At 69.7% G+C, this 26,677-nt stretch carries 20 protein-coding genes; 12 read left to right on the plus strand and 8 right to left on the minus strand.

Going from position 1 to position 26,677, the window contains the following annotated elements; all coding sequences use genetic code 11:
• The first annotated feature begins 20 nt into the window (after positions 1-20).
• Positions 21-962, plus strand: coding sequence for a DUF5996 family protein (locus ASC65_RS09110; protein WP_056451831.1), 942 nt, complete (start codon positions 21-23; stop codon positions 960-962).
• Here ASC65_RS09110 and ASC65_RS09115 read toward each other — a convergent pair.
• The 4 genes from ASC65_RS09115 to ASC65_RS09130 all read right to left on the minus strand — a co-directional run bounded on the left by ASC65_RS09115 (position 959) and on the right by ASC65_RS09130 (position 6,590).
• A complete protein-coding gene (locus tag ASC65_RS09115) occupies positions 959-1,951 on the minus strand; it encodes an ABC transporter permease (protein ID WP_056451833.1) in 993 nt (330 codons plus the stop codon). The genes ASC65_RS09110 and ASC65_RS09115 overlap by 4 nt on opposite strands.
• Positions 1,951-3,480, minus strand: a complete 1,530-nt coding sequence (locus ASC65_RS09120) for a sugar ABC transporter ATP-binding protein (protein ID WP_056451836.1) — start codon at positions 3,478-3,480, stop codon at positions 1,951-1,953. Before ASC65_RS09120 ends, ASC65_RS09115 begins: the two co-directional genes overlap by 1 nt.
• Positions 3,477-4,430 carry a substrate-binding domain-containing protein gene (locus ASC65_RS09125; RefSeq protein WP_056451838.1) on the minus strand — a complete coding sequence of 318 codons (954 nt, stop codon included), beginning with the start codon at positions 4,428-4,430 and terminating at the stop codon, positions 3,477-3,479. The genes ASC65_RS09120 and ASC65_RS09125 overlap by 4 nt, the downstream gene beginning before the upstream one ends.
• Positions 4,431-4,496: 66 nt before the next feature.
• Positions 4,497-6,590, minus strand: a complete 2,094-nt coding sequence (locus tag ASC65_RS09130) for a phytase (RefSeq protein WP_056451840.1) — start codon at positions 6,588-6,590, stop codon at positions 4,497-4,499.
• Between the two features lie 199 nt (positions 6,591-6,789).
• Here ASC65_RS09130 and ASC65_RS09135 point away from each other — a divergent pair, with 199 nt between their 5' ends.
• Positions 6,790-9,201, plus strand: coding sequence for a TonB-dependent receptor plug domain-containing protein (locus tag ASC65_RS09135; protein ID WP_056451842.1), 2,412 nt, complete (start codon positions 6,790-6,792; stop codon positions 9,199-9,201).
• 139 nt (positions 9,202-9,340) lie between these two features.
• Here the strand turns inward: ASC65_RS09135 and iolG (ASC65_RS09140) are convergent, their stop codons facing one another.
• Entirely contained in the window at positions 9,341-10,318 is a 978-nt protein-coding gene (iolG, locus tag ASC65_RS09140; RefSeq protein ID WP_056451844.1) for an inositol 2-dehydrogenase, read from the minus strand.
• Positions 10,311-11,315, minus strand: coding sequence for an inositol 2-dehydrogenase (iolG, locus tag ASC65_RS09145; RefSeq protein ID WP_235561457.1), 1,005 nt, complete (start codon positions 11,313-11,315; stop codon positions 10,311-10,313). Before iolG (ASC65_RS09145) ends, iolG (ASC65_RS09140) begins: the two co-directional genes overlap by 8 nt.
• 151 nt (positions 11,316-11,466) lie before the next feature.
• Between iolG (ASC65_RS09145) and ASC65_RS09150 the strand changes: the two genes are divergently transcribed.
• From ASC65_RS09150 to ASC65_RS09190, 9 genes are all read left to right on the plus strand, one after another.
• The gene (locus ASC65_RS09150) at positions 11,467-12,354 is read left to right on the plus strand and encodes a MurR/RpiR family transcriptional regulator (RefSeq protein ID WP_056451846.1); all 888 of its coding nucleotides are present in this window, start codon (positions 11,467-11,469) and stop codon (positions 12,352-12,354) included.
• Between the two features lie 89 nt (positions 12,355-12,443).
• The gene (locus tag ASC65_RS09155; RefSeq protein ID WP_056451848.1) at positions 12,444-14,387 is read left to right on the plus strand and encodes a bifunctional 5-dehydro-2-deoxygluconokinase/5-dehydro-2-deoxyphosphogluconate aldolase; all 1,944 of its coding nucleotides are present in this window, start codon (positions 12,444-12,446) and stop codon (positions 14,385-14,387) included.
• Positions 14,384-16,222 carry a 3D-(3,5/4)-trihydroxycyclohexane-1,2-dione acylhydrolase (decyclizing) gene (gene iolD, locus ASC65_RS09160; protein ID WP_056451851.1) on the plus strand — a complete coding sequence of 613 codons (1,839 nt, stop codon included), beginning with the start codon at positions 14,384-14,386 and terminating at the stop codon, positions 16,220-16,222. The genes ASC65_RS09155 and iolD overlap by 4 nt, the downstream gene beginning before the upstream one ends.
• Positions 16,219-17,109, plus strand: coding sequence for a myo-inosose-2 dehydratase (gene iolE / locus ASC65_RS09165; protein WP_056451853.1), 891 nt, complete (start codon positions 16,219-16,221; stop codon positions 17,107-17,109). Before iolD ends, iolE begins: the two co-directional genes overlap by 4 nt.
• Complete coding sequence (gene iolB / locus ASC65_RS09170; RefSeq protein ID WP_056451855.1) at positions 17,109-17,915, plus strand: 5-deoxy-glucuronate isomerase; 807 nt, start codon at positions 17,109-17,111, stop codon at positions 17,913-17,915. Before iolE ends, iolB begins: the two co-directional genes overlap by 1 nt.
• A gap of 25 nt (positions 17,916-17,940) precedes the next feature.
• Entirely contained in the window at positions 17,941-19,440 is a 1,500-nt protein-coding gene (locus ASC65_RS09175; RefSeq protein ID WP_056451857.1) for a CoA-acylating methylmalonate-semialdehyde dehydrogenase, read from the plus strand.
• Positions 19,441-19,538: 98 nt separating this feature from the next.
• On the plus strand, positions 19,539-20,885 hold the full coding sequence (locus ASC65_RS09180; protein ID WP_056451859.1) for an MFS transporter: 1,347 nt from the start codon (positions 19,539-19,541) through the stop codon (positions 20,883-20,885).
• Positions 20,886-20,887: 2 nt separating this feature from the next.
• Entirely contained in the window at positions 20,888-21,691 is an 804-nt protein-coding gene (locus ASC65_RS09185) for an inositol monophosphatase family protein (RefSeq protein WP_235561458.1), read from the plus strand.
• A 3-nt stretch (positions 21,692-21,694) separates the two neighbouring features.
• Positions 21,695-23,170, plus strand: coding sequence for an alkaline phosphatase D family protein (locus tag ASC65_RS09190; protein ID WP_056451860.1), 1,476 nt, complete (start codon positions 21,695-21,697; stop codon positions 23,168-23,170).
• Between the two features lie 3 nt (positions 23,171-23,173).
• Here ASC65_RS09190 and ASC65_RS09195 read toward each other — a convergent pair whose 3' ends face one another.
• Positions 23,174-23,749, minus strand: coding sequence for a TetR/AcrR family transcriptional regulator (locus tag ASC65_RS09195; RefSeq protein ID WP_056451862.1), 576 nt, complete (start codon positions 23,747-23,749; stop codon positions 23,174-23,176).
• A 102-nt stretch (positions 23,750-23,851) separates the two neighbouring features.
• On the opposite strand from ASC65_RS09195, the gene ASC65_RS09200 reads away from it, so the two are divergent.
• Complete coding sequence (locus ASC65_RS09200) at positions 23,852-24,589, plus strand: SDR family oxidoreductase (protein ID WP_082525961.1); 738 nt, start codon at positions 23,852-23,854, stop codon at positions 24,587-24,589.
• On the opposite strand, the gene ASC65_RS09205 is transcribed toward ASC65_RS09200, so the two are convergent.
• Complete coding sequence (locus ASC65_RS09205) at positions 24,586-26,622, minus strand: TonB-dependent receptor plug domain-containing protein (RefSeq protein ID WP_162245666.1); 2,037 nt, start codon at positions 26,620-26,622, stop codon at positions 24,586-24,588. The two genes, ASC65_RS09200 and ASC65_RS09205, sit on opposite strands and share 4 nt — an antisense overlap.
• Between the last annotated feature and the right edge of the window lie 55 nt (positions 26,623-26,677).

Raw genomic sequence — 26,677 nt, forward strand, 5'->3', positions numbered from 1 at the left:
TCTTTCGAACGGAGTACGGCATGACCGCAGCTGCAGCCTGGCCGGACCTCGGCTCCCCCGCCCTGCCGGGCACGCTCGAGACCCTGCAGCTTTGGAGCCAGATCGTCGGCAAGGTGCGGCTGGCGAATGCGCCATGGCTTAACCACGCCTGGCAGGTGACGCTGTACGTCTCGCCGCGCGGCCTTAGCACCAGCCTGATCCCGCATGGAGACAAGAGCTTCAGCCTGGAGTTCGACTTCATCGACCAGCATCTGGTCTTGCGTGCCACCGACGGCGGCGAGCGGCGCATTCCGCTGGCGAGCGGGACCGTCGCGGAATTCTACGACGCGGTGATGCAGGGCCTGACGGCGCTGGGCCTTGAGACCGACATCCACGCCGTTCCCGACGAGATGCCGGAGCCGGTTCCCTTCGCCGAGGACGACCGGCCGCGCGCCTACGATCCGGACGTCGCCCACGCCTACTGGCTGGCGCTGGTGCAGGTCGATCGCGTGCTGAACCGCTTCCGCACCCGGTTCCTGGGCAAATGCAGTCCGGTGCACCTGTTCTGGGGCGCCTTCGACATGGCGGTGACGCGCTTCTCCGGCCGCCGCGCCCCGTTGCATCCGGGCGGCGTGCCACACCTGCCGGACGCCGTGACCCGCGAGGCCTATTCGCATGAGGTCTCCAGCGCCGGCTTCTGGCCGGGCGGAAACGGCGTGCCGCCGAGCTTCTACGCCTACGCCTACCCGACCCCGAAAGGCTTCGCCGAGGCGCGGGTCCAGCCGGAGGGCGCCGCCTTCAGCGAGGCCCTGGGCGAGTTCCTGCTGCCCTATGAGGCGGTGCGGCAGGCGACCGATCCGGACGCCGCCCTGCTGGCCTTCCTGCAGTCGACCTATGAGGCGGCGGCCGATCTCGGCGGCTGGGACCGCGCCGATCTGGAGTGCGCCGAGGGCGTGCCCGGGCGGCCGCGGGCGGTGCGCTAGCCGGCGATGACCCCGCGTCGCGACTTGGCGAAGGTGTCGAAGGCCACGGCCGAGACGATGATCACCCCGATGACGATCTGCTGCAGGTAGGCCGAGACGTTCATGACCACGAGACCATTGGTCAGAACGCCGATCAGCAGGGCCCCGATGACGGTGCCGCCGATGCCGCCCATGCCGCCGAACAGGCTGGCCCCGCCGATCACCACCGAGGCGATGACGCGCAGCTCATAGCCCGAGCCGGCCACCGCCTCGGCCGAGCCGAGCCGGGCCGAAAGCAGGAAGCCGGCCAGCCCGCTGAGCAGGCCGACCAGGACATAGACCGACGACACCACCGCCTTGACGTTCAGGCCCGCCAGCCGAGCCGCTTCGGGGTTGCCGCCGACCGCATAGACGTGGCGGCCGTAGCGGGTGTGACGGAGCACGACATAGCCGGCCAGGGCGACGACGGCGAAGACCAGCACCGGCACGGGCACGCCGAAGACCTGACCCGAGCCCCACCAGCGATAGCTCTCGGACAGGCCGCTGACCGGGGCGCCGTCGTTGACCAGCAGGGTGGCGCCGCGCCACACCGTCAGGCCGCCGAGGGTGACGATGAAGGGCGGCACCGCCAGCCAGGTGACCGCCTTGCCGTGGACGAGGCCGACCGCCCCGCCGACGGCGCAGGCCACGGCCAGGGCGACGATCCAGCCGGCCCAGTGCCCATCTCCGAGCGCATTGGCCGCGATGGCGGCGACGATGCCGCTGAAGCCGACCAGCGAACCGACCGCCAGGTCGACGCCCCGGGTCAGGATGACGAAGGTCATGCCCACCGCGATGACCCCGTAGATCGACACCTCGGCGAGGATGTTCGACAGGTTGCGCGCCGAGAGGAAGCGCTCGTTCTGGCTGGCGAAGAACAGGGCCAGGGCGACCAGGACAATGGCCGAGCCGTAGCGTTCGAGGAAACGAAGCCAGTCGAAACGGGCGGCCGGGGCGGTCGCTGCGGTCATCAATGCACTGCCGGGACAGGGGTGGAGGACTGGCCCGTCATCATCTGCATAAGACGGGCTTCGGTGGCGTCGGAACGGGCGACCTCTCCGCCCAAGCGGCCTTCGTGGAGGACGACGATGCGGTCGCTGACCTCGAGCAGCTCGGGCATGTCCGAGGAGATGACGATGACGCCGACGCCGGCGTCGGCGAGGTCGAACAGGATCTGGTGCACCTCGGCCTTGGCCCCGACGTCGACGCCGCGGGTCGGCTCGTCGACGATCAGCACCTTGGGCCTCAGCGCCATGCAGCGGGCCAGCAGCACCTTCTGCTGATTGCCGCCGGACAGGGCGCCGATGGGTGTGGCGTCGGAGGGGGCGCGGATGCGCAGCCGCTTCATGAAGTCGTCGACCATGGCCGCCTCGCCGCGGTCGTCGATGAAGCCGCCGAAGCCGCGGAAACGGTCGAGGCTGGGCAGGCTGAGGTTCCAGCGCACCGAATGGGGCATGAAGCAGCCGTCGGCCTTGCGGTCCTCGGGGGCGAGGGTCAGGCCCGCGGCCATGGCCTCGGCCGGCGAGCGGAACAGGCCGGGCCGGTCGCCGCCCATCCACAGCACGCCCTCGACCGGGCCGTCCGCGCCGAAGACGGCCCGGGCCAGTTCGGTGCGTCCCGCTCCGACCAGACCGGCCAGGCCCAGCACCTCGCCGGCGCGGACGCCGAGCGCGAGATCGTGCAGGCCCGCGCCCCGCCGACGGCTGCGCGACACGCCCGAGACCCGCAGCGCCCAGTCGCCCGGCGCCCGCGGCGCCCGCTTGGCCGGGGCGATGTCGCGGCCGACCATGGCGGCGACGAGATCGGCCACCTTCACATCGGCCACGGCGCCCGTCTGGATATATCGGCCGTCGCGGAAGACGGTGTAGCGGTCGCAGATCGCCTTCACCTCGGCCAGTCGGTGCGTGACGTAGATGACGCCCACGCCGGAGGCCTTAAGGGCCAGGACGGTGCGGTGCAGGACCTCGACCTCGCGGCCGCTGAGGGCCGCCGTCGGCTCGTCCATGATGATCAGTCGGGCGTCGAGCGTCAGGGCGCGGGCGATCTCCACCATCTGTTGCAGGGCGACGCTGAGCCCGCCGACGAGCGCCGTGGGAGCCAGGTCGACGCCGAGCCGCTGAAGAACCGCCGCCGCATCGGCGTTGAGCCGCCGCCAGTCGATGAAGCCGCCGCGCCGCGGCTCGCGCCCCAGGTACAGGTTCTCGGCCACGGTCAGGGCCGGGACGAGGTTGAACTCCTGGTAGATGGTCACCACGCCGCGCGCCTGGCGGTCGGCCGGTGCGTCGCGCGGATCGAGGCGCTCGCCGGCCAGCAGGATCTCGCCCGCGTCGGGCTTGAGGGCGGCGGCGATGGCGCGCAGCAGGGTCGACTTGCCGGCCCCGTTCTCGCCGAGCAGCGCGTGCACCTCGCCGGCGGCGACCTCGAGCCGCACGTCGTCGAGCGCCAGGACGCCCGGGAAGCGTTTGGTAAGCCCGTGGACCTTGAGCAGCGGTGGGGTCACGTCGCTTCGGACAGCCGCTCGGCCGAGGACAGGGTCTCGCGGGTGATGATCACCGGCGCGATGTTGACCGAAGCCAGAGGGCTGTTCTGGCGAACCGCGGCGACCACCTGCTGAAGGGCCGAGCGGATCTGGCGGCTGGGGCTCTGCTCGACGGACAGGGCCATGGTTCCGGCCTTGATCCGCGACAGGGCCTCCGGCGTGGCGTCGAAGCCGAGCACGGAGACGCCGCTGACGCCCGCCGTACGCAGGGCCTCAATGGCGCCGAAGGCCATGTCGTCGTTCTCGGCCAGAATGACGTCAGGCTTGGTCGCGCCCAGGGCGGTGAGGATGTTCTGGGTGACCGTCAGCCCCTGGTCCCGCGACCAGTTTGCAGACTGTTCAGCGACGATCGAATAGCGTCCGCCCGCCTGGGTCAGGGCCTCGCTGACGCCGCGGGTGCGGTCGATGGCCGAGCTGCTGCCCGGCTGGCCGGTGAGCAGGACGATGCGGGCGCCCTGCGGATAGGTCCGCACGATCCACTCGACCATCATGCGGCCGCCCGCGACATTGTCGGCGCCGACGTGCGGCACCGGGGCGGTCGTACCCTCGATGCGCCGGTCGACCGTGATCACCGGCAGCGATTCCTTGAGGATGGAGTTCACCGCCGGGGCCAGGGCGTTGACGTCGGTGGGGGCCAGGATGACGCCCTTCACCCCCTGCACCAGCGCCGCCTCGATGTCGGCCGACTGCTTGGCGGAGTTGGCCTGGCCGTCGAGCACCACGACGTCGACGTCCAGCTTGGCCGCCTCGTCCATCAGCTCGCGGCGCATGACCACGAAAAAGGGCTCGGCCATGTTGTGGAAACTGACGGCGATGCGGTCGCGCCCGCCGCCGCGACTACAGCCCGCCAAACCCAGCAACGGCGCGACCGAAACAGCGGCCACCAGACGACGACGCGACAGACAGACCATCGTGCTTTCCCTCACCCAAAGCGAGCGTACGGCGCCGAACGCGGCGACGCGAGAGCCCTTGCGGGCTCAGCGCATCTCCAGATTCAGCGCCTCGGCGATGCGCCGCCACGGCACGTATTTGTAGTTCTGCAGCTCGCCCGGCAGGACGTTGCGGCCGTCCTGGGCGATCAGCGCCCCGTGCTCGAAGCCCGGCCCTAGGTTGGCGCTGGACACCTCCAGGCCGTCGGTCTCGGAGATGCCGTCGATGCCGGCCTGGGGATCGGCCACCACGGCGAAGGAGCCGAGGTATTCCTGTGCGCCCTCGCGGCGGTAGACCGCATAGGTGTTGTTGCCCTGACTGGACACGACCAGATAGCCGCGGCCTCCGCCGAGGTCGTAGAGGCCGATGCCCTCCAGATCGTCCTTGATCGCCGGATTGCCCTCGACGGTATCGACCGGGGTCATGGCCGGACCGGCGTCCGGCTCGGCGCCCATGCGCCAGATGCCGATGTCCTCCTCATCGACGAACAGCAGGCCGGCGACATCATCGGCGACGCAGCCCTCGGCCTGGGAGGCGAAGGCGAAGTCGCGCACGCGCTGGGCCCGGACGCGGCCGTTTCCGGCGTCGATCAGCTCCCACTGGCGCATCTCGCCATTGCTGTCGTTGATGAAGACGTAGGTCTTGCCGGTCCTGGCGCTGCGGTACATGCACTGGCCGTAGGGGTCGGCCTGCTCGGCCGCCTGCACGCCGTCGCTGATGTTCACCAGCCGCCGCGCCTCGGTGTCGAGCCGATAGATGGCGATCGACTTGTGGGTGCGGTCGCTGGCGGTGACGAGCACGATCGGCTGGCCGCCGAGCATGAAGTCCGTGCGCAGGTCGACGTTGTTCATCTTGCCGTCCGGCAGGTGCTGCAGCACCCGGCCCTGCATGTCGTAGAGATAGAGACCCGACTTCTTGTCGGTGGCCACCACCAGGCTGGCGGCGGGGTTCGCCGGATTGGCCCAGATGGCCGGGTCGTCGGCGGCGTCGCCGGCGCTGAGCACCGGGACCGTCTCGAAGGTCGGGGTCACGGCGACGACCGACGGAGCCGGAGCCCGGGCCGGGTCCTGGGGCGTGCCGACACTCAGGTTCAGCGCGGCCGCGAGGTCGGCGATCGAGATCACCTTATAGTTGGCCCCGCCGTCGGCATCCTCATCCGTGGCGACGAGCGCCCCTGCGGGGAAGCCCGCCCCCATGGCTGAACCCAGGATCGACAGTCCGCCCGGCTCGCCGACGGCCGCGCCGCCCTGCCCCGCCAGCGAGACCGCGCCGACCCAGGCGTCGTCCTTGCCCTGGTCATAGACATAGAGCCGGCCGCTGGAGGCGTCCGAGGCGACCAGATAGCGGGCGCCCTCGCCGCCGTCATACAGGGCGACGCCGCCCAATTCCTCGGTGATGCGGCCAAGGCGCGGGGCGTCGATCAGGGTCGGCGTGGCGTCGGTCTCCGGGTCGCCGTTGAAGCGCCACAGGCCGACGGCCTGTTCGGAGACATAGATCTTGCCGCCGACGTCGTCGCCGACGCAGTGCTCGGCCGGCGACGGCAGGCCGAGGCGACGCGACTGGCGGCTGGCGACGCGGCCCTCGCCATTGACGAAGACCATGCGCTGATCGAACTCGCCCCCGTCGCCCACGGCCACGACATATAGCCCGCCGTCGGCGGCGTTGCGGAAGAAGCAGACGCCCTCGGCCGCGAACCCGAGCGGTTCAGAGCCGGCGCCGACCTCGCTGAGCGTTCCGTTCGACAGGGCGAAGAAGCGCAGCGAGTTGTCGGTGGTGTCGGTCGTGGCCAGCAGGGCGACCGGGCGGCCGCCGAGCATGAAGCCGTGCCGGACGTCGAGGCTGCCGGCCTCGCCCGCCGGGACCGCACCCCGTCGGCGCCCCTGCAGGTCATAGATTTCGAGCCCGCCCAGCCCGGCGGTGGCGACGACGCGGCTGGCGGCGGGGTTGGCCGAGTCGAGCACGACCACCGCCTTGTTGGCTTCCCCGCGCGCGGTAGGGGCCGTGTCGACGCGGGCGGTCACCACGGTCGGATCGGGCGCGGCCGGCGCCGTCTGCGGCGCGGCGGTGGCGCAGGAGGCGACCCCCATCGATCCGGCCAGAGCCGTAGCGGCGAGCAGAATCCTGATCGAGGTCCGTTCCATGGTGGTCTCCCATTCCCCTCGGCCCGCTGCGTGGCGGACGCCTTGTCTATAGGCCCGAACGATAGCCGACGGCCTCCGTTCTGCAAGGTATATTCCAACCCTATTGCAAGATGGAACATTTGTTCGTAGCGTCTGCGACAACAAGCCGCCCTGTGTTTCCAATCTCGGTTCTGAAGAGGCGGTATCGGGGAGGAAGAAGATGCGCGCCTACCGTCGGATGGCCCTCAAGGCCGCCTTGTTGAGTACCTGCCTGATGACGCCCTACGCGGCGTTCGCCCAGGACGCCCAACCGGCACAAACCCAGCAGCCGCAAGACCAGCAGGCGACCACGCTCGACGAAGTCATCGTCACGGGCGAGATCCAGTACCGGGACCGCACCGACACGGTCGCGCCCGAGCTGGTCTACGACCAGGAGTTCTTCGCCAAATTCGAGCCGACCTCGGTCGGCGACCAGTTGCGCCGCGTCCCGGGCGTGGCCTTCACCAGCGACGTGGGCGAATCGGATGCGCCGCAGCTGCGCGGCCTCGGCCAGGGCTTCACCCAGGTGCTGGTCAACGGCCGCCCGATCCCGGGCGCCGGCAACGACCGCACCGTCTTCGTCGACCGCATCCCGGCCGAAATCATCGACCGCATCGAGATCGTCCGCTCGCCCAGCGCCGACATCGACAGTCAGGGCGTCGGCGGCACGATCAACATCATCCTCAAGGACGGCGAGAGCCTGCCGCCGGGCGTGATCGCCCGCATCGGCGCCACCTACGACGTCGACATGTCCAAGACCCGGCCCAACGCCTCGGTGTCCTGGTCGGGGCGCAACGACGCCGAGAACGTCCTGTTCTCGGTGACCCTCGACGCCCAGCAGCGCTACAACAACAAGGACGTCGTCCAGGAAGTCTTCGAGGAGGACTCCGAGGGCTTCGCCGCCGAAGTCGCCGCCCGCGGCATGGGCCGCAGCCTTGCCCGCTTCGATGATCCGACCCAGTCGGTGGCCGTCGAGCGCACCGAAGAGCAGGACAGCCGCGACTCGACCGACCTGTCCTTCAACGGCGACCTGACGTGGCTGATCAACGACAAGAGCAGCTTGCGCGTCGACGCCTTCATGCTGAGCACGGCGCGCGACGAGCACCAGGACACGGTCATCTACGAGGGCGACGGCAGCGTCGGCGGCCTCGACCTGGCCAATCCGGAGTTCGAATTCCAGGACGCCGACTTCAACCAGGACAGCATGGGCGCCTCGGCCCTGTTCAAGACCGAGATCGACGAGAACACCGAGTTCGCGGCCCAGATCCAGTTCAGCAACTTCCGCGACGACAGCACGGAAGAAACCTTCGAGGAGACGCCGACCAACCTGGTCGAGCGTGAATCAATCGACGCCGACGATACCGAATGGACAGCCGACGCGACCATCACCCAGCAGATGCCGGGCTTCGCCCAGTCGCTGGGCATTCAGGGCGTCGAGTTCAAATACGGCGTCGCGGGCAAGATCAAGGACCGCGAGTTCAACCAGGTCGTCGACGAGGACCTGGGCGATCCGGACTACGCCACCACCGACGGCCAGTTCACCTACAAGGAAGAACGCTTCGACGCCTTCCTGCGCATCGAGTGGGAGTTCAACGACGCGGTCACCCTGCAGACCGGCCTGCGCGCCGAAAGCACCAAGACCGAGATCGACTTCCTGAACCAGTTCCTGGAAGGCGGCGTCCTCGAGGACGAGATCGAGGGCAGCGCCGAGCACGACGAGTTCATGCTCAACCCGTCGGCCCACCTGGTCTGGAAGCTGACCGACAACGACCAGCTGCGCTTCAGCGCCGCCAAGACGGTGCGCCGCCCGTCGATCGACCAGCTGATCCCGGCGCTGGCGCTGGAATCGCCGGGCGACGAGGACGTCACCATCGGCAACCCGGACCTCTCGTTCGAGACTTCGCTCGGTTTCGACGTCGGCTACGAGCGGCGCTTCGCCGGTCGCGGCATCTTCGGCGTGAACCTGTTCTCGCGCTCGATCTCGGACCTGATCGCCCTGGTCAACACCGGCGAGGACGTCGATGTCGTCGGCCTGGATCCGGCCGACTACCCGGGCAACCTCTACTCGTTCCAGAACATCGGCGACGCCGACGTCTACGGCATCGAGCTGGACCTCTCCGCCCCGCTGAGCTTCATGGGCCTGGACGAGACCGGGGTGTTCGCCAACTTCACCCGCATGTGGTCCAGCCGGGCCGACCCGGCCGGCGGCGACGACGTGATGATCGATTTCCAGCCGGAGTACGTCTACAACGTCGGCCTCACCCACAACATTCCGAGCTGGGACGCCAGCCTGGGCTTCAGCTACCAGAAGCAGGGTGAATCGCGCTTCGTGACCTACGGCGAAATCGAGAGCCAGCTGTACGACGGCAACCTCGAACTGTTCCTCGAGAAGCGTCTCGGCAGCAACATGGTCCTGCGCCTGACCGGTACCAATCTGCTGGACGCCGAGAGCAACCAGGCCGAGGCCAACTTCGACGGCGACAACGGCGAAGAGATCCTCGCCAACCAGGCCGCCTTCAACGTCGACGCTTATGAGGTCGAACGCGAAGGCTCCTCGCCCAAGATCACCCTCACTCTGCGGGCCGTTTTCTAGACACTCACTCCTGAGCGTCCTGAGCGACTGGGGCGGCTTCCGAAACGGGAGCCGCCCCTTTCTTTCGCCCCGACCTGCGAAACGAAAACGCCCGGCGTCTCCGAGGAGGCGCCGGGCGCTCGGCCTTCGGCATATCGCGTCAGAGGCGGACCGGCGCTCCGCTCTTCACGGAGGCGGCGGCGGCGTCGGCCAGGGCCAGGGCGGCGACGCCGTCGGCGTAGCCCACCGAAGGCTTGGCGCCATCGAGGATGTCGGCGAAGTGCGCCATCTCGCGGCGGTAGGCCTCGGCGTAGCGGTCCAGGAAGAAATTCTGGAAGCGGTCGGCCGCAGCGCCCGCCTCGCTCCACACCTGCACCGTGCTCTCCAGCACATTGTCGGCGCGCAGCATCCCGGCCGAGGCGTAGGCCTCGATGCGCTGGTCATAGCCGAAGCCCGAGCGCCGGCTGTTGGAGATGACGCACAGCCGGCCCGAGGCGGTCTTGAGAACCGTGCGCGCGGTGTCGACGTCGCCCAGCTTGCCGATCTCCGCATCGACCAGGCAACTGCCGGCGGCATAGACCTCGACCGGCTCCTCGCCGAGCAGCCAGCGGGCCATGTCGAAGTCGTGGATGGCCATGTCCTTGAACAGTCCGCCCGAGACGGCGACGTAGGACGGGGGCGGCGGCGACGGATCGTTGGAGGTGATCTGCACCGACTCCAGCACCCCGACCTCGCCGCGGTCCAACCGCGTCTTCAGGGCCTGGAAATTCGGGTCGAAGCGGCGGTTGAAGGCCAGGAGCATCCGCGCGTCCGACAGATCTCCGGCGGCGCTGCGGGCGCGCTCCAGGTCCTGGTCGATCGGCTTCTCGCAGAAGATGGCCTTGCCCGCCCGCGCCGCGCGGACGCTGTAGTCCAGGTGGGTGTCGGTCGAGCTCGCGATGATCACCCCGGCGATCGAAGCGTCAGCCAGCACGTCGTCGAGCGAGCACACCGGGACGCTCCATTCGGCGGCCAGGGCGTCAGCGGCCTCGGCGACCGGATCGACGACTCCGGCCAGGGCGATGCGATCGCTGAGGGCGGCGTTGCGGGCGTGGATGCGGCCGATGCGGCCCGCGCCGATGACGGCGACCTTATGCATGGAAGAATTCTCCGAACTGGATCACCTGGCCGGTGCGAACCGACTCGTCGCATGCCTCGGCCAAGGCCAGGGCGACCAGGCCGTCGGCATAGCCGACCAGGGGCTTGGCGCGGCCGTGCAGGACGTCGGCGAAATGGGAAACCTCGGCGCGATAAGCCTCGGCGTAGCGCTGCATGAAGCCCGGCTGGATCGGCGCGCCCGCAGCGCCCGCCTCGGTCTGGGCGTGGACGGTGTCCAGCGCGACATTGCCGGCGGTGATCATGCCCTTTGAGCCGAAAGCCTCGATCCGCTGGTCGTAGCCATAGCCGCTGCGCCGGGTGTTGGAGATGACGCACAGCCGGCCCGAGACGGTCTTCAGCACGGTGCGGGCGGTGTCGACGTCGCCGAGACGGCCGATCTCCGGGTCCACCAGGCAGCTGGCGGCGGCGTAGACCTCGGCGATCTCCTCCTCCAGCAGCCAGCGGGCCAGGTCGAGGTCGTGGATGGTGAAGTCCTTGAACAGCCCCCCGCTGGTCGGGATAAACCCCGACGGCGGCGCGGCCGGGTCGTGGTTGATCAGGTGCAGGCTCTCGAGGCGACCCACGGCCCCGGCGTCCACCTGGGCCTTCAGCGCGGCGAAATGCGGGTCGAAGCGGCGGTTGAAGGCCAGCACCAGCCGCGCGTCGCGCAGCTGCGGTCCGGCGGCGACCACCTTGTCCAGGTCGAGGTCGAGCGGCTTCTCGCTGAACACCGCCTTGCCGGCGGCGACCGCGGCCAGGATGTGCTCCAGGTGCAGGTCGGTCGAGCTGCACACCAGCACGCCGCCGATCGACGGGTCGGCGAGGGCCTGGTCGAGGGCGACGTGGGTCGCGCCGAACGGGGCGCCGACCGCAGCGGCGGCCTGGGGGCGGGGGTCGATCACATACTTCAGGCGCAGGCCCGGATGCCGTCCGGCGTTCGGCCCGTGGATGGATCCCATCCGACCGGCGCCGATCAGCGCCACATCGATTCTACTCACTGTCTTCTCCGACCCCGAAACGCCTCTGACACAGCATGGAACCGATATTCTGTCTATGTATGAAATAGAATTTCCATCAGGAGCGCCTGTGTTCCATTGAGCGGGGGGGTCCGCCCCGCTAGGCTGGACGTTCGAAAGGCAGAGGCAATTCATGGCGCACCCCGTCCCCACCACCGCCGAGGAACTGCGCGCCGCCATCCTGGAGCGCTACGAATCGCTCAGCAAACGGCTGCAGCAGATCGCCCGTTACGTGCTGGACGAGCCGAATGCGGTGGCGCTGGAGACCCTGGCGGTGCTGGCGGAACGCAGCGGCGTGCAGCCGTCGGCCATCGTCCGCTTCGCCAAATCGTTCGGCTTCGACGGCGCCACCCAGATGCAGCGCCTGTTCCGCGACGACCTGCTGTCGGGCAACGCTCCCCTGGCCTATGGCGAGCGCGTCCGGCAGTTCAGCGAGACGGTCGACGGCAAGGCGGTGGGCGACCCCGGTCAGGTGCTGGCGGAGTTCATCGAGGGCAACACCCTGGCCCTGCAGAACCTCGGCGAGATCGTCGGCTCGCCGGACATGACCACGGCCGTGAAGCTGATGGCCGAGGCCGACACCATCTATGTCGCGGGCTTCCGGCGGTCCTTCCCCGTGGCGGCCTACATCGCCTACTCGCTGCATCAGGTCGACAAGAAGACGGTCTTCATCGACAGCATCGGCGGCATGACGCGCCAGCAGATCCACGGCATCACCAGCCGCGACCTGCTCATCGCCGTCAGTTACCACCCCTACGCCGAAGAGGCGGTGCAACTGATCGAGGCGGCCGTCGAGCGCGACGCCCCCGTCCTGTCGATCAGCGACAGCCTGGTCAGTCCGGTGGCCAAGCCGGCCACCCTGGTGCTGCAGGTGCGCGAAGCCGAGATTCGCAAATTCCGCTCGCTGTCGGCGTCGATGTGCCTGGCCCAGGCCCTGGTCATCTCCTTCGCCTTCTCGACCGCCCACACGGCCCAGAACCGCTCCACCCTGCCGCCAGCGGGAACACGCGGAAAGTTTTGAAACGATCGTTGCGAACATTCTACGGTTAGAATACACGTTACATTCTACGGGGCGCGACGGGCGACCGACAGCAGGCGGAACAGGGGTTGATGGCGCGGTCAAACGATCGACTCGATCTGATCACCATCGGCCGTTCGTGCATCGATCTCTACGGACAGCAGATCGGCGGCCGGCTGGAGGACATGAGCTCCTTCGCCAAATACGTTGGCGGCAGTCCGACCAACACCGCGGTCGGCGCGGCGCGGCTGGGCCTCAGCGCCGGCCTGCTGACCCGGGTCGGCGCCGACCATTTCGGACGGTTCATCCGTGAACAGCTGGGCCGCGAGGGCGTGGCCGTCGACGGGGTCCTGACCGACGCCGAGCGGCTGACCGCCCTGGTCTTCCTGGGCATCCGCGACCCGGACACCTTCCCGCTGATCTTCTATCGCGAGAACTGCGCCGACATGGCGCTGAACATCGACGACATCGACCCCGCCTTTATCCAGTCGGCCGGCGCGGTGCTGATCAACGGCACCCACCTGTCGCAGCCGGGCGTGTTCGACGCCTCGGTGCGCGCCTGCGAGCTGGCGCGGGCCGCCGGGGGCAAGGTGGTGTTCGACATCGACTACCGCCCGGTGCTCTGGGGCCTGACCGGCAAGGATCGCGGCGAGGACCGCTTCGTCTCCCACGGCGGCGTCACCGCCCGGCTGCAGCAGGTGCTGCCGCTGTGCGACCTGATTGTCGGCACGGAAGAGGAATTCCATATCCTCGGCGGCACGACCGACACGGTCGCCGCTCTGCGCGCGGTGCGAGCCAGGAGCGACGCCCTGCTGGTCTGCAAGCGCGGACCGGACGGCTGCTCGGCCTTCCCCGCCGCCATCCCCGACAGCCTCGATGACGGCGTGGTCGGGCGCGGTTTCCGCGTCGAAGTGTTCAATGTCCTGGGCGCCGGCGACGCCTTCATGGCGGGCTTCCTGCGCGGCTGGCTGCGCGGCGAGCCGCTGGAGACCTGCTGCGAGTTCGCCAACGCCTGCGGGGCCATCGTGGTCTCACGCCACGGCTGCGCCCCGGCCATGGCCACCTGGGAGGAGCTGCAGAGCTTCCTCGGCGGCGGCGAACGGCCCTTCCGCCTGCGCGAGGACGCCCAGCTGGAGCAGTTGCACTGGGCCACCACCCGGACCGGCGACTACGAAGAGCTGACGGTCCTGGCCATGGATCACCGCAGCCAGTTCGAGGACATCTGCCGCCGCATCGGCGCCGATCCGGCCCGCATCCCCGAGTTCAAGAAGCTCGCCCTCAAGGCCGTCGACCGCCTGGCGCAGGGCGACCCCCGCTACGGCGTCCTGCTGGACGGGCGGTTCGGCATGCGAGGCCTCGAGGCCGCCGCCGACTATCCCTACTGGATCGGCCGCCCGATCGAGCTGCCGGGCTCCTGCCCGCTCGAGTTCGAAAGCTCGGACGACGTGGCCACCGAGCTGGCGACCTGGCCGAAGAACCACGTCGTCAAATGCCTGGCCTTCTACCATCCGGACGACGCCCAGGATCTGCGCGACCGCCAGGAGCGCCAACTGCTGCGGCTGCAGGACGCCTGCCGAAAGACGGGCCACGAGCTGCTGGTCGAGATCATCGCCTCGCGCAGCGGCTCGGTCGACGACCGGACGGTTTCGCGCGCGATCGAGCGGCTCTACGATCTGGGCATGAAACCCGACTGGTGGAAGCTGGAGCCCGCCGACACGCACGCGGCCTGGGCCAATATCGAGAGCGCCATCCTGCGCAGCGATCCCAAATGTCGGGGCGTCGTCCTGCTCGGCCTGTCGGCGCCGCAGGACGAGTTGATCGCCTCCTTCGAGGCCGCGGCGTCGGCGCGGATCGTCAAGGGCTTCGCGGTTGGCCGCACCATCTTCGCCGAGACCGCCGAGCAGTGGCTGGCCGAGCGCATCGACGACGAGGCGGCCATCACCGACCTGTCCTCGCGCTTCGCCGTCCTGATCGACGCCTGGCGGACCGCCAAGGCCGCCGTGGGCGGTCCGGCCCGCGGCGCGGCGCGGCCATGAGCACGATCCGCCTGACCGCCGCCCAGGCCGCCGTTCGCTGGCTGGCGGCCCAGCACGTCGTCGTCGACGGCGTCGAGGTCCCCTATTTCGCCGGCTGCTGGGCCATCTTCGGCCACGGCAATGTCGCCGGCCTGGGCGAGGCCCTGCACGCCTCCCGCGACGCCCTGCCGACCTGGCGGGCGCACAACGAGCAGGGCATGGCCCACGCCGCCATCGCCTACGCCAAACAGATGCGCCGCCGCCGGGCCATGGTCTGCACCACCTCGATCGGGCCGGGCGCGACCAACATGGTCACCGCCGCCGCCCTGGCCCATGTGAACCGGCTGCCCGTGCTGTTCCTGCCCGGCGACGTCTACGCCAGCCGCCGCCCCGACCCGGTGCTGCAGCAGGTCGAGGACTGGGGCGACGGCACGGTCAGCGCCAACGACTGCTTCCGCCCCGTGTCGCGCTATTTTGACCGCATCACCCGGCCCGAGCAGATCCTCGACGCCCTGCCCCGCGCCCTGGCGACGATGCTGGATCCGGCGACCTGCGGCCCGGCCACCCTCGCCTTCTGCCAGGACGTCCAAGCCGAGGCCTTCGACTGCCCCACGGAATTCCTCGAGCGCCGGGTCTGGCGCGAACGCCGCCAGCCCGCCGACGCCGGTGAATTGTCCCGGCTCGTCGCGGCGCTGAAGACCGCGCACCGGCCGTTGATCGTGGCCGGCGGCGGCGTGCTCTACAGTCAGGCGGAAGCGACGCTCGCCGCCTTCGCCGAGGCGACCGGCGTCCCGGTGGCCGAGACCCAGGCCGGCAAGGGCGCCCTGGCCTGGACCCATCCGGCGGCCCTGGGCTCGATCGGGGTGACCGGCTCAGCCTCGGCCAATGCGGCGGCCGACGAGGCGGACCTGATCGTCGGCGTCGGCGCCCGCCTGCAGGACTTCACCACGGGTTCCCGCAGCCTGTTCACGAACCGCCGCCTGTTCCAGGTCAACATCCAGGCTTTCGACGCCCACAAGCACGGCGCCGAACCGGTCGTCGGCGACGCCCGCACCGTGCTGGAGGCCCTGTCCGCAGCACTCAAGGGCTGGACTGCGCCCGAGGCCGGCGCCTACGCCGAGGCCGTGACGAACTGGAACGCCGACGTCGACGCCGTCACCGCCGGCGCGCCCGACACCACCCTGCCCAGCGACGCCCAGGTGATCGGCGCCGTGCAGCGCGGCGTGGGCGAGGACGCGGTGGTGGTCTGCGCCGCCGGCGGCCTGCCGGGCGAGCTGCACAAGCTGTGGCGCACGGCGCGCCCGGGCGGCTACCACCTCGAATACGGCTTCTCCTGCATGGGCTACGAGATCGCCGGCGGCCTGGGGGTCAAGATGGCCGAGCCGGACCGCGAGGTCGTGGTCATGGTCGGCGACGGCTCCTACCTGATGCTCAACTCCGAGCTCGCCACCTCGGTGATGATGGGCAAAAAGCTGATCGTCACCGTGCTCGACAATTGCGGCTTCGGCTGCATCAACCGGCTGCAGCAGGCGACCGGCAGCCCGGGGTTCAACAATCTGCTGGCGGACGCTGCGCACGAGACCCTGCCCGAGATCGACTTCGCCGCCCACGCCCGCAGCCTCGGGGCCCTGGCCGAGCACGTCGCGAACCTCGGCGAGTTCGAGGCCGCCCTGGCCCGCGCCCGGGCCGCCGACCGGACCAGCGTCATCGTCATCGACACCGACCCGCTGAAGACCACCGAGGCCGGCGGCTGGTGGTGGGACGTGGCCGTGCCCGAGGTTTCGGACCGGCCGCAGGTCAACGCCGCCCGCCGCGACTACGAAGACCGCATCCGCCTGAAGAGAGACCTGTCATGAGTATCCGCTGGGGCGTCAGCCCGATCGCCTGGGCCAATGACGACATGCCCGAGCTGGGCGGCGACACGCCGCTGGACTCGATCCTGGCCGACATCCGCAGCGTCGGCTTCGAGGGCGTCGAACTGGGCGGCAAATTCCCGCGTGAGCCGGGCGCGCTGAAGGCGGCCCTGGCTCCCTACGGCATCGACCTGATCGGCGGTTGGTACTCGGGCTCCCTGCTGGAGCAGGACGCCGAGGCCGAGATCGCCGCCCTGCAGGACCACCTGGCCCTGCTCAAGGCCATGGGCTCGACCGTCTTCGTCTTCGCCGAGACCTCCAACGCCGTGCACGGCGACCGTTCCGTCCCCCTGGCCGGCGCGCCGCGTCTGGACGAGGGCGACTGGCCGGAGTTCGGGGCGCGGATGACGGCCGTCGCCGACTACATCGAAAGCCAGGGCCTGAAGTTCGCCTACCACCACCACCTCGGGACGGTGGTCGAGACCGCCGCCGACGTCGACGCCTTCATCGCCCACACCGGGCCGTCGGTGGGGCTGACGCTCGACACCGGCCACGCAGCGCTCGGCGGGGTGAATTCGCTGGCCATCATACGCGACCACCCGGAGCGGGTCGCCCATGTCCACTGCAAGGACGTGCGCTGGGACGTGTTCAAGGCCGAACGGGCCGGCGGCTCCAGCTTCCTCGACGGCGTCCTGGCCGGGATGTTCACCGTGCCCGGCGACGGCGGCATCGACTACGCCGAGGTCATGGCCGCCCTGAAGCGTATGAACTACTCGGGCTGGATCGTCATCGAGGCCGAGCAGGATCCGGCCAAGGCCGATCCGCGCGCCTATGCCGAACTGGGGCTCAGCACCCTGAAGACGCGCGCCGCCGAGGCGGGGCTGGTCTGATGTCCGGCCTGCGCGTCCGCCCCCACGCCCCCGACGCCGACGGCGCGGTGTTGGAGGTCACGCCGGAGAGCGCGGGCTGGGACCACGTCGGCTTCAAGGTCGTCCGCCTGACCGACGGTCAGCTGCACGGCGGCGGCGTCGCCGGACGCGAATGCTGCCTGGTGGTCGTGGCCGGGACCGCCGACATCCGCGTCGGCGAGCAGCGCTTCGAAGGCGTCGGCGGCCGCGCGACACCGTTCGAGGACAAGGCGCCTGGCGCCGTCTACGTGCCCGCCGGCATGATCTGGTTCGTCACCGCCCGCGGACCCGTGGAACTGGCCGTCTGCACGGCGCCCGGCAAGGGCCTGGGGGCGCCGCGCCTGATCGCCGACGCCGACATGTCGCGCGAGACCCGCGGGACCGGCACCAACACCCGCTACGTCCGCAACATCCTGCCCGAGACCCAGCCGGCCGAGGGCCTGCTGGTGGTCGAGGTGATCACCCCGGGCGGCCACTGGTCCAGCTATCCGCCGCACAAGCACGACACCGCCACGCCGACCGAAGAGACGGCGCTGGAGGAGACCTACTACCACCGCATCGACCCGCCGCAGGGCTTCGCCATCCAGCGCGTCTACACCGATGACCGCAGCCTTGATGAGACGGTCAGCGTCGAGGACGGCGACGTGGTCATGGTGCCGCGAGGCTACCATCCCGTCGGCGCCCCTCACGGGTACGACGTCTACTACCTGAACGTCATGGCCGGCCCGAAGCGGAACTGGATCTTCCGCAACGATCCGGCCCACGACTGGATCGTCCGCAAGACCTGACGCCTGCCTCCCCACGGAACATCCCATGCGCACCATCAGCCATTTCATCGGCGGCCAGTCGGTCGCCGGCTCCTCCGGCCGTTTCGGCGACGTCTTCGATCCCAACACCGGCGAGGTGCAGGCGCGGGTCCAGCTGGGCACGATCGACGAGCTGGACCGGGCCGTGGCCAACGCCGTGGCGGCGCAGAAGGGCTGGGCGGCGACCAATCCGCAGCGCCGGGCGCGGGTGATGTTCGACTTCAAGCGGCTGCTTGAGGTCCATATGGACGAGCTGGCCCACCTGCTGTCGTCCGAGCACGGCAAGGTCATCGCCGACTCCAAGGGCGACATCCAGCGCGGGCTTGAGGTGATCGAGTTCGCCTGCGGCATCCCCCACCTGCTGAAGGGCGAGTACACGCAAGGCGCCGGGCCGGGCATCGACGTCTGGTCGGCGCGCCAGGCGCTGGGCGTCGTCGCCGGGGTCACCCCGTTCAACTTCCCGGCCATGATCCCGATGTGGATGTTCGGCCCGGCCATCGCCTGCGGCAACGCCTTCATCCTCAAGCCGTCCGAGCGCGATCCGTCCGTGCCGGTGCGCCTGGCCGAGCTGATGATCGAGGCGGGCCTGCCCGAGGGCGTGCTCAACGTCGTTCACGGCGACAAGGACCTGGTCGAGGCCATCCTGACCCACCCGCTGATCAAGGCGGTCAGCTTCGTCGGCTCGTCCGACATCGCCCAGTCCGTCTATGCCCTGGGCGCCGCCAATGGGAAGCGGGTGCAGGCCATGGGCGGGGCCAAGAACCACGGCATCGTCCTGCCGGACGCCGACCTCGACCAGACCGTCGCCGACCTAATGGGCGCCGCCTACGGCTCGGCCGGCGAGCGATGCATGGCCCTGCCGGTGGTCGTGCCGGTCGGTGAGGACACCGCCGAACGCCTGCGCGCCAAACTGCTTCCGGCGATCGAGAAGCTGCGCGTCGGCGTCTCGACCGACGCCGAGGCCCACTACGGCCCGGTGGTCTCGGCGGCGCATAAGCAGCGCGTCGAGAGCTACATCCAGATGGGGGTCAACGAGGGCGCCGAGCTGGTCGTCGACGGCCGCGGCTTCAGCCTGCAAGGGCATGAGAACGGCTTCTTCCTGGCTCCGACCCTGTTCGACCACGTGACGCCGAACATGGCCAGCTACCGCGAGGAGATCTTCGGCCCGGTGCTGCAGATCGTCCGCGCCGCCAGCTTCGAGGAGGCCATCGCCCTGCCATCCAGGCACCAGTACGGCAACGGCGTCTGCATCTTCACCCGCGACGGCGACGCCGCGCGCGAATTCGCCGACCAGGTCGAGGTCGGCATGGTCGGCATCAACGTCCCGATCCCGGTGCCGGTGGCCTACCATTCCTTCGGCGGCTGGAAGCGTTCGGGCTTCGGCGACCTGAACCAGTATGGCCTCGACGGCGTGCGCTTCTACACCCGCACCAAGACCGTGACCCAGCGCTGGCCGCGCACCGGCCCGGTCGCGGATCAGAGTTTCGTAATTCCAACGATGCGGTAAATGGAATTCTTCTTCCGTTTTTGAGACGCGTGAAATAGGCTCTCTCCCAACGAGGCCGACGCCCGGACGCCGGCCCGCCAACAGGGAGGGGCTGACACATGGCGCGCGGACTTCTGGGCTTCTTCGCCACGGGACCTGACCAGCCCGAGATCACCGACAAGGCGACCATCGACACCCTGTTCCGGAGGCATCGCTTCCGGGTCATGGTCGCCATCACCCTCGGCTATGGCCTGATCTACATCTGCCGCCTGGCTATCGGGGTGGTGAAGAAGCCGCTCATCGACCAGGGCGTCTTCAGCCCGGCCGAGCTGGGCATGATCGGTTCGGCGCTGTTCTGGACCTACGCCATCGGCAAGCTGACCAACGGCTTCTTCGCCGACCACGCCAACATGCGGAAATTCCTGACCGCCTCCTTCCTGCTGTCGGGCCTGTGCTGCATCGCCATGGGCTCGGTGAACTACCTGTGGCCGGCGGTGATCATCTGGGGCCTGAACGGCTGGTTCCAGAGCTTCGGCGCCCCGGGCGGCGTGGTGGCCATGACCGCCTGGTACTCGAACAACGAGCGCGGCCGGATGTACGGCATCTGGAGCACCGCCCACTCGATCGGCGAGGGCCTGACCTTCCTGCTGGTCGGGGCGGTGGTCACCTGGATGGGCTGGCGCGCCGGCTTCTGGGTCCCCGGCCTGATCGGCATCGTGGTCGCCCTGTTCACCTGGATGCTGCTGCGCGACCGCCCGCGGACCATGGGCCTGCCGACCGTCGCCGACTGGCGTAACGACCACTACGTCGGCCCCGCCCGGGTCGAGCAGTCGACGGTGCTGCGCACCCAGCTGTCGATCCTCAAGCTGCCGGCGATCTGGATCCTCGCGGTTTCCAGCGCCCTGATCTACGTGACCCGCTACGCCATCAACTCCTGGGGCATCCTGTACCTGCAGGAGGACCGCGGCATGGACCTGCAGTCCGCCGCCGGCCTGCTGTTCATCTCGACCATCGCAGGCATCGCCGGCGCCATCAGCTACGGCTTCATCTCGGACAAGATCTTCGGCGCCCGCCGTCCGCCGGTGAACCTGATCTTCGCCATCCTCGAGCTGACCGGCCTGCTGCTGTTCTTCTTCGGCCCCAACACCATGCTGTCATTGACGATCGCCATGATCCTGTTCGGCGTCGGCCTGACCGGCCTGGTCACGGCGCTGGGCGGCCTGTTCGCCGTCGACGTCGCGCCCAAGCGGGTGGCGGGCGCGGCCATGGGGGTGATCGGGGTGTTCAGCTACATCGGCGCGGCCCTGCAGGAGAACATCTCGGGCTTCCTGATCGAGAAGCACATGACCACCATCGGCGACGACAAGGTCTATGACTTCGGCCCGGTGATCTGGGTCTGGGTCGGCGCCTCGGTCCTGTCCATGCTGCTCGCCGCCAGCCTGTGGCGCACCCGCCTGAGGGACTGACCGTGATCGACGCATCCGACGACCTGAAGGCCATGATCGAGGCGGCCAAGGCGGCCGGCGACGGGCTGGAGCGCCATTTTGGCCGCCTCGCCGACCTGGAGATCCGCTCCAAGAACGGCCCGGCCGACATGGTCTCCATCGCCGACGAGGAGGCCGAGCTGACCACCCGCGGCATCCTCGCCCGGGCCCGGCCGTCCTACGGCTTCCTCGGCGAGGAAGGCGGCTCGATCAGCGGCGGCGACGACGCCCAGACCTGGATCGTCGACCCGCTGGACGGCACCACCAACTTCCTGTTCGCCTGCCCGCTGTGGGGCGTGAACGTCGCCCTCGCCCGCGAGGACCGGGTCGTCGCCGGGGTGACCTACATCCCCATGCTGAACGAGCTCTACGTCGCCGAAGAGGGCAAGGGCTGCTGGCTCAACGGCAAGCAGGTGCGCGTCTCCAACCGCCACAGCCTGGTCGAATCCGTCCTCGCCTGCGGCATCCCCTTCGCGGGCAAGCCGGACCATCCGCTGTTCGCGCGCGAGATGGCGCTGCTGACCTCGGACGTGGCGGGCATCCGGCGCACCGGGGCCTGCGCCGTGGACATGGCCTGGGTCGCCTCCGGCCGGTGGGACGCCTACTGGGAGCGCTGCCTGAACGCCTGGGACATGGGGCCGGGGATCATCCTGGTGCAGGAGGCCGGCGGCCGCGCCACGGGCGTCGACGGCGGGCCGCTGGATCTGCACGCCGGCCACGTCTGCGTCTCCAACGGCGGCGTCCACGACCCGCTGATCGAACGCCTGAACGCCGCCCTTTCGGAGTAGAGCATGACCCGGAACCTGACCTTCGGCCGCCGCGCCTTCCTGGCCGGCGCGTCGCTGAGCGCCCTGCTCGCCGCCGCCCCGCGCGCCCTGGCCGAGGTGCTCGGCTATCCCCGGGCCCTGCAGGGCCCGATGGTCGGATCGCCGGGGCCGAGCCACTTCACCGTCTGGGTCCGCGCCAGCGGCGCCTTCCCGGTGACGCTGGAGTATTCCACGGACCGCGACTTCGAGACCTTGATCCAGGGGCCGACCGCCACCGCCCGGGCCGAGGACGACTGCTGCGTCACCCTGCGCGTCGACGGCGTCCAGCCCGACACCGACTACTGGTACCGGCTGAAGTATAACGGCGACGCCGACCGATATCAGCACTTCCCCTACCGCACCCGCACCGCCCCGGCGGGCGCGGCCGAGTTCAGCGTGGCCTTCGGCTCCTGCTGCCGCATCCAGTTCGACGCCGACCAGCCGATCTGGAACGCAGTCCGCGAGATCGACCCGGACCTGATGTTCTGGTTGGGCGACAACATCTACGGCGACAGCGACCAGCCCTCGGTGCTGGCCGACCTGTACGGGCGCGGGCGGCTGGTCGAGCGGCTGGTCCCCCTGCTCCGCTCCAAGCCGCAACTGGCCATCTGGGACGACCACGACTTCGGCTACAACAACGGCGACGGCCGCAGCCCCTACAAGGCCGCCTCGCTGAAGGTGTTCAAGGATTTCTGGGCCAACCCGAGCTACGGCGAGGCCGACAATCCGGGCGTCTATTTCAAGCAGGCCTATGGCGGGGTCGACTTCTTCTTTCTCGACGGCCGCTACCACCGCGACCCGATCGAAACGCCCGATACCGGTCGGAAGACCATGCTGGGCGCGAGGCAGAAGGCCTGGCTGAAGCGCGAGCTGGCCGCCTCGACCGCGGCCTTCAAGGTGCTGGTCGCCGGCGGCGGCTTCTCTTCGGCCGAGAACGAGGAGGGCGGCGACAGCTGGGGCGTCTTCCTGACCGAGCGCAACGAGATCTTCGACTTCATCCGCGACCGGAACATCGGCGGCGTCTTCTGCATCACCGGCGACAGCCACATGGGCGAGCTGAACTGCATCCCGCGTTCGGATGTCGGCGGCTACGACATCTACGACTTCTGCTCGTCGCCCCTGGCCCAGATGCCGGCGGTCAAGAATACCCGCCAGACGCCCGAGGTGCGCATCCGCGACACCTGGACCCGCAGCGTCAACGTCGGCCATCTGAGGTTCGACATGACCGGCCCGACCCCGACCATGACCTACACCCTGCACGACGTGATGGGCGAAGCCGTCTGGGATCCGCTGGTGCTGACCCCGGCCGACCTGACCAACGGCGTGCGCACCTGGGACAAGAAGGCTGACCCGGAAGAGCTGCAGCGGCTGGAGCGGTTCAAGCGCGGCGGCGGCTATTACGGGTACGACCCTGCCCCGGGCTGGCCCAGCCGCCCCTATTACAACGGCGAGGGCGGCTGATCCTCAGGCCAGGCCGCCCAGGGCCAGCCGGGCCGTCCGGCGAAGCTCCTCGGTGTCCGACCCGCCCCGCGCCGCGACCTTGAGCCCTGAGCGCAGGGTCAGCAGCATCCGGCTGGCCGCCTCCACGTCGAGCGAAGGCGGCAGTTCGCCTGCCTGCACGCCCTCTGCGAGGCGGTCGGCGAAGGCGGCGAGGACGGCGCGGCCCGCGTCGTCGTTGAGGGCGTTCACCTCCGGGTCGGAGCGACTGAACTCGACGATGGAGCCGACGCCGAGACACCCCGTCTCGAGGTCGTCGCAGGAGCCCAGCCCCACCAGGAGCGCCGCTTCGATCGCCTCCAACGCGGGACGGTTCGCCTCGAGGGCCGCCTGCATCTGGGCGAGGGAGCCCCCTGAATAGCGGCGCAAGGCTTCCAGGAACAGGCGACGCTTGTCGCCGAAGGCGCCGTAAAGGCTCTGGCGTCCAATGCCCATGCTCTCAAGCAGATCGCTGGTGGACGCAGCCTCATAGCCGTGACGCGCGAAAACGCGGATCGCCTTCGCCACCGCCTCGTCGCGGTCGAATTCTGCAGGTCTGGCCATGGCCGCACTGTAGCAATGTTGACCGGTCAGTCCAGAATATTCTTGACCAACCGATCCGGAATGACCAGTTGTTGACCGTTCAGTCCATAACGAGGTTTCCTGATGCAAGCCCTCCTCTCCCCTTCCACGCCGGCGCTGGTGTTCGGCGGCTCGCGCGGCATGGGCGCCGCCATAGTCCGCCGCCTGGCCTCCGAGGGTCACCCGGTGGCCTTCACCTATTCCGCCTCCCGGGAGGCGGCCCTGTCGATCGTGCGCGACATCGAACAGGCGGACGGCGCGGCCTTCGCCATCCAGGCCGACAGCTCGGATCCGGAGGCCGTGCGCGCAGCCGTCGAACTCGCCGTCGAACGCCACGGACCGCTCGGCGTGCTGGTGATCAACGCCGGCGTCCTCATCGGCGGCGCGATCGACGCCTTCGCGCTCGAGGACTTCGACCGCATGCTGGCGGTCAATGTCCGCGGGGTCTTCGCCGCCATCCGCCATGCCTCGCCTCACCTGGTGGACGGCGCTCGCATCGTCACGATTGGAAGCAATACGGCCGATCGGATCGGCTCGCCGGGATCCAGCGTCTACGCCATGACCAAGGCGGCGGTGGCCCAGCTCGTCCGCGGGGCGGCCCTCGACTTCGCCCCTCGCGGGATCACCGTCAATAACATCCAGCCGGGACCGATCGAGACCGACATGACCGCCGACCTGATGGAATACATCGCCCCTCGCCTGCCGCTGGGCCGCATCGGCACGCCGCAAGAGATCGCCGGTCTGGTGGCCTGGCTCACGGGCCCGGACGCCGGCTACATGACCGGCGCGAGTCTGACCATCGACGGAGGATGGACGGCCTAGCCGCCGAGGCTGCGACGGACCGTCAGGCTGACGTAGCCGGGCTGCTCCCAGCGGCGTCGCTCGATCTCGTCGAGCGGCGTCGTCGAGCGGGGCCCGTCGTACTTGTCGCGCGTCTCGGTGAAGTCGCGGCCGAACAGGTCGGCGACCTCGGCGCGCAGGCGCCAGTCGCCGAAGCGGCGCTCGACCCAGAGCGACCAGCTCGACGCCTCGCTGGCGCGGGTCACCTCGTCGAAGCGGTACTCGGTCGAGCGCTCTGCGATCGGATCGATCGACGCGCCCCAGCTGAGGCTCAGCGACGGCAGGTCCTGGCTCAGCTCGATCGTCCCCTCGAACGGCTCCTCGTCGGAGATGCCGCGCCGCTCGCCGGTGACCGGGTCGGTCACCTCGCTGTCGCGCCACAGCAGGGACGAGCGCAGCCGCCCGCCGCTGAGGCCGAGCCGGTCCAGCGGCGCCGACAGCTCCAGCGCCAGGGTGTCGCGGCGACCGTCGCCGATGTTGCCCGGCGCGTCGAAGACGTCGGTCGGAGTCACGATCAGGATGCGGTCGACGACGTCCTCGATCTCATCGTGGGTCCAGGTCAGGGTCAGGGCCGCGCCGCCGCCGAAGTCGTGGTCCCAGCTCAGCGCCGTGCGCCAGGTCTTGTCGGGCTCCAGGTCGGCGTTGCCGGCGGTGACCACATCCTGATCCAGCGAGGCCGAGGCGACGAAGTCCCCGAAATCCAGCTGGCCCACCTCGCGCGACACCGACAGGCGCAGCCGGTCGCGACCGCCCAGCTCGTGCGTCACCGCCACGCGCGGCTTGGGATAGAGGAAGCTGCGCTCCTGCGGGCTGTCCCCGGTCTGGATGATGGTCGAGGCCTCCAGCCGCAGGCCGCCCTCGACCTGCCAGCCCGGGGCCGGTTTCCAGGCCCCGGCTACCGACGCCTCGACCCGGCGCTCCTCGATGCGCACGTCCGAACCGGGCAGGTCGACGGGGGCGCCGTTCTCCTCGAGCCGGGCTTCGCTTTCGAGGAAGTTGAACGCGCCCTCCAGCCCGGCGCTGACCGACAGGGTCTCCGACGGCTCCCAGACCAGATCGCCCCTGACGATGGTCTCGCCGCTGTCGGAGATCTCTGTGAACCGCTCGGTCTCGCCGTCCTCGCGGGCGTCCTCGGCGGCGTCGAGTCGGCCCAGCTGCCGGCTGGCCATGACCTCGGCGGTGAGCGTGTCGGACAAGGACCGGCTGTAGCGCAGGCCCAGCTCCAGCTCATCGAAGGTCTCGCGCTCATCGACCTCTTCCCGGTCGCCGTCGGATTCCTCGATGCGGGTCGCGGCCTCGACGTCGGTGCGGCGCAGGGCCCCGGCGGCGCTGAACGTCCCGCCGGCCAGAGGCGCGCGCCAGGTCGCCCCGGCCTCGGCCAGGGTCTCGACGGTGCGCAGGCCGAGGCGGTCGGTCTCGACAGCCCCGTCGGCCTCGGTGGTCTCGATCACCCCCGGGCCGGTCTCGTCGTCCAGCTCCGGCTCGTAGTTGAAGGTCAGCTCCAGGGCGCGATCATCCCAGGCGCGGGCGTACTCGGCCTCGACCTGCGGCCGGGTCCAGCCGTCGGTATAGGCGACGACCCCGGCCGTTACCGCGCCCTCGGCGGTGGCGGCGGAGCGACGGCGCACGATGTTGGCGACCACCGGATGACCGGCCATGTCGACGCCGGCGACGCCGCCGCGGATCAGCTCGATGCGTTCGACCGAGGCCGCCGGGATGCGGTCCAGCACGTCGCCGATGTCCTGCCGCTTGCTGGCCGGTCGGACGCCGTCGATCAGCACATTGCCCAACGCCCCGGCATAGCCGCGCACATCCGCGTCGGCCTCGACGATCGTGAAGCCGGGCACGAGCGCCAGCAGATCGCCCGCCGTCTGGGGCGCGGTCCCGGCGAAGTCGGCCGGGGTGTAGGCGACGACGCCCGTCGGAGCCGTCTGGGCCGCAGCGGTCCCTGTCGCCGCCAGCCACAGGCCGGCCGCGATGACCGCAGCATTCCGGACCGACCTCGACGACGCCATGCGCATTCCCCCGTGTGGAGGTCCGGTCTAGGCCCCGCTTCCTGACATCCGCCCG

Origin of the sequence: Brevundimonas sp. Root1279, assembly GCF_001425945.1 — a bacterium.
Taxonomy (GTDB): Bacteria; Pseudomonadota; Alphaproteobacteria; order Caulobacterales; family Caulobacteraceae; genus Brevundimonas.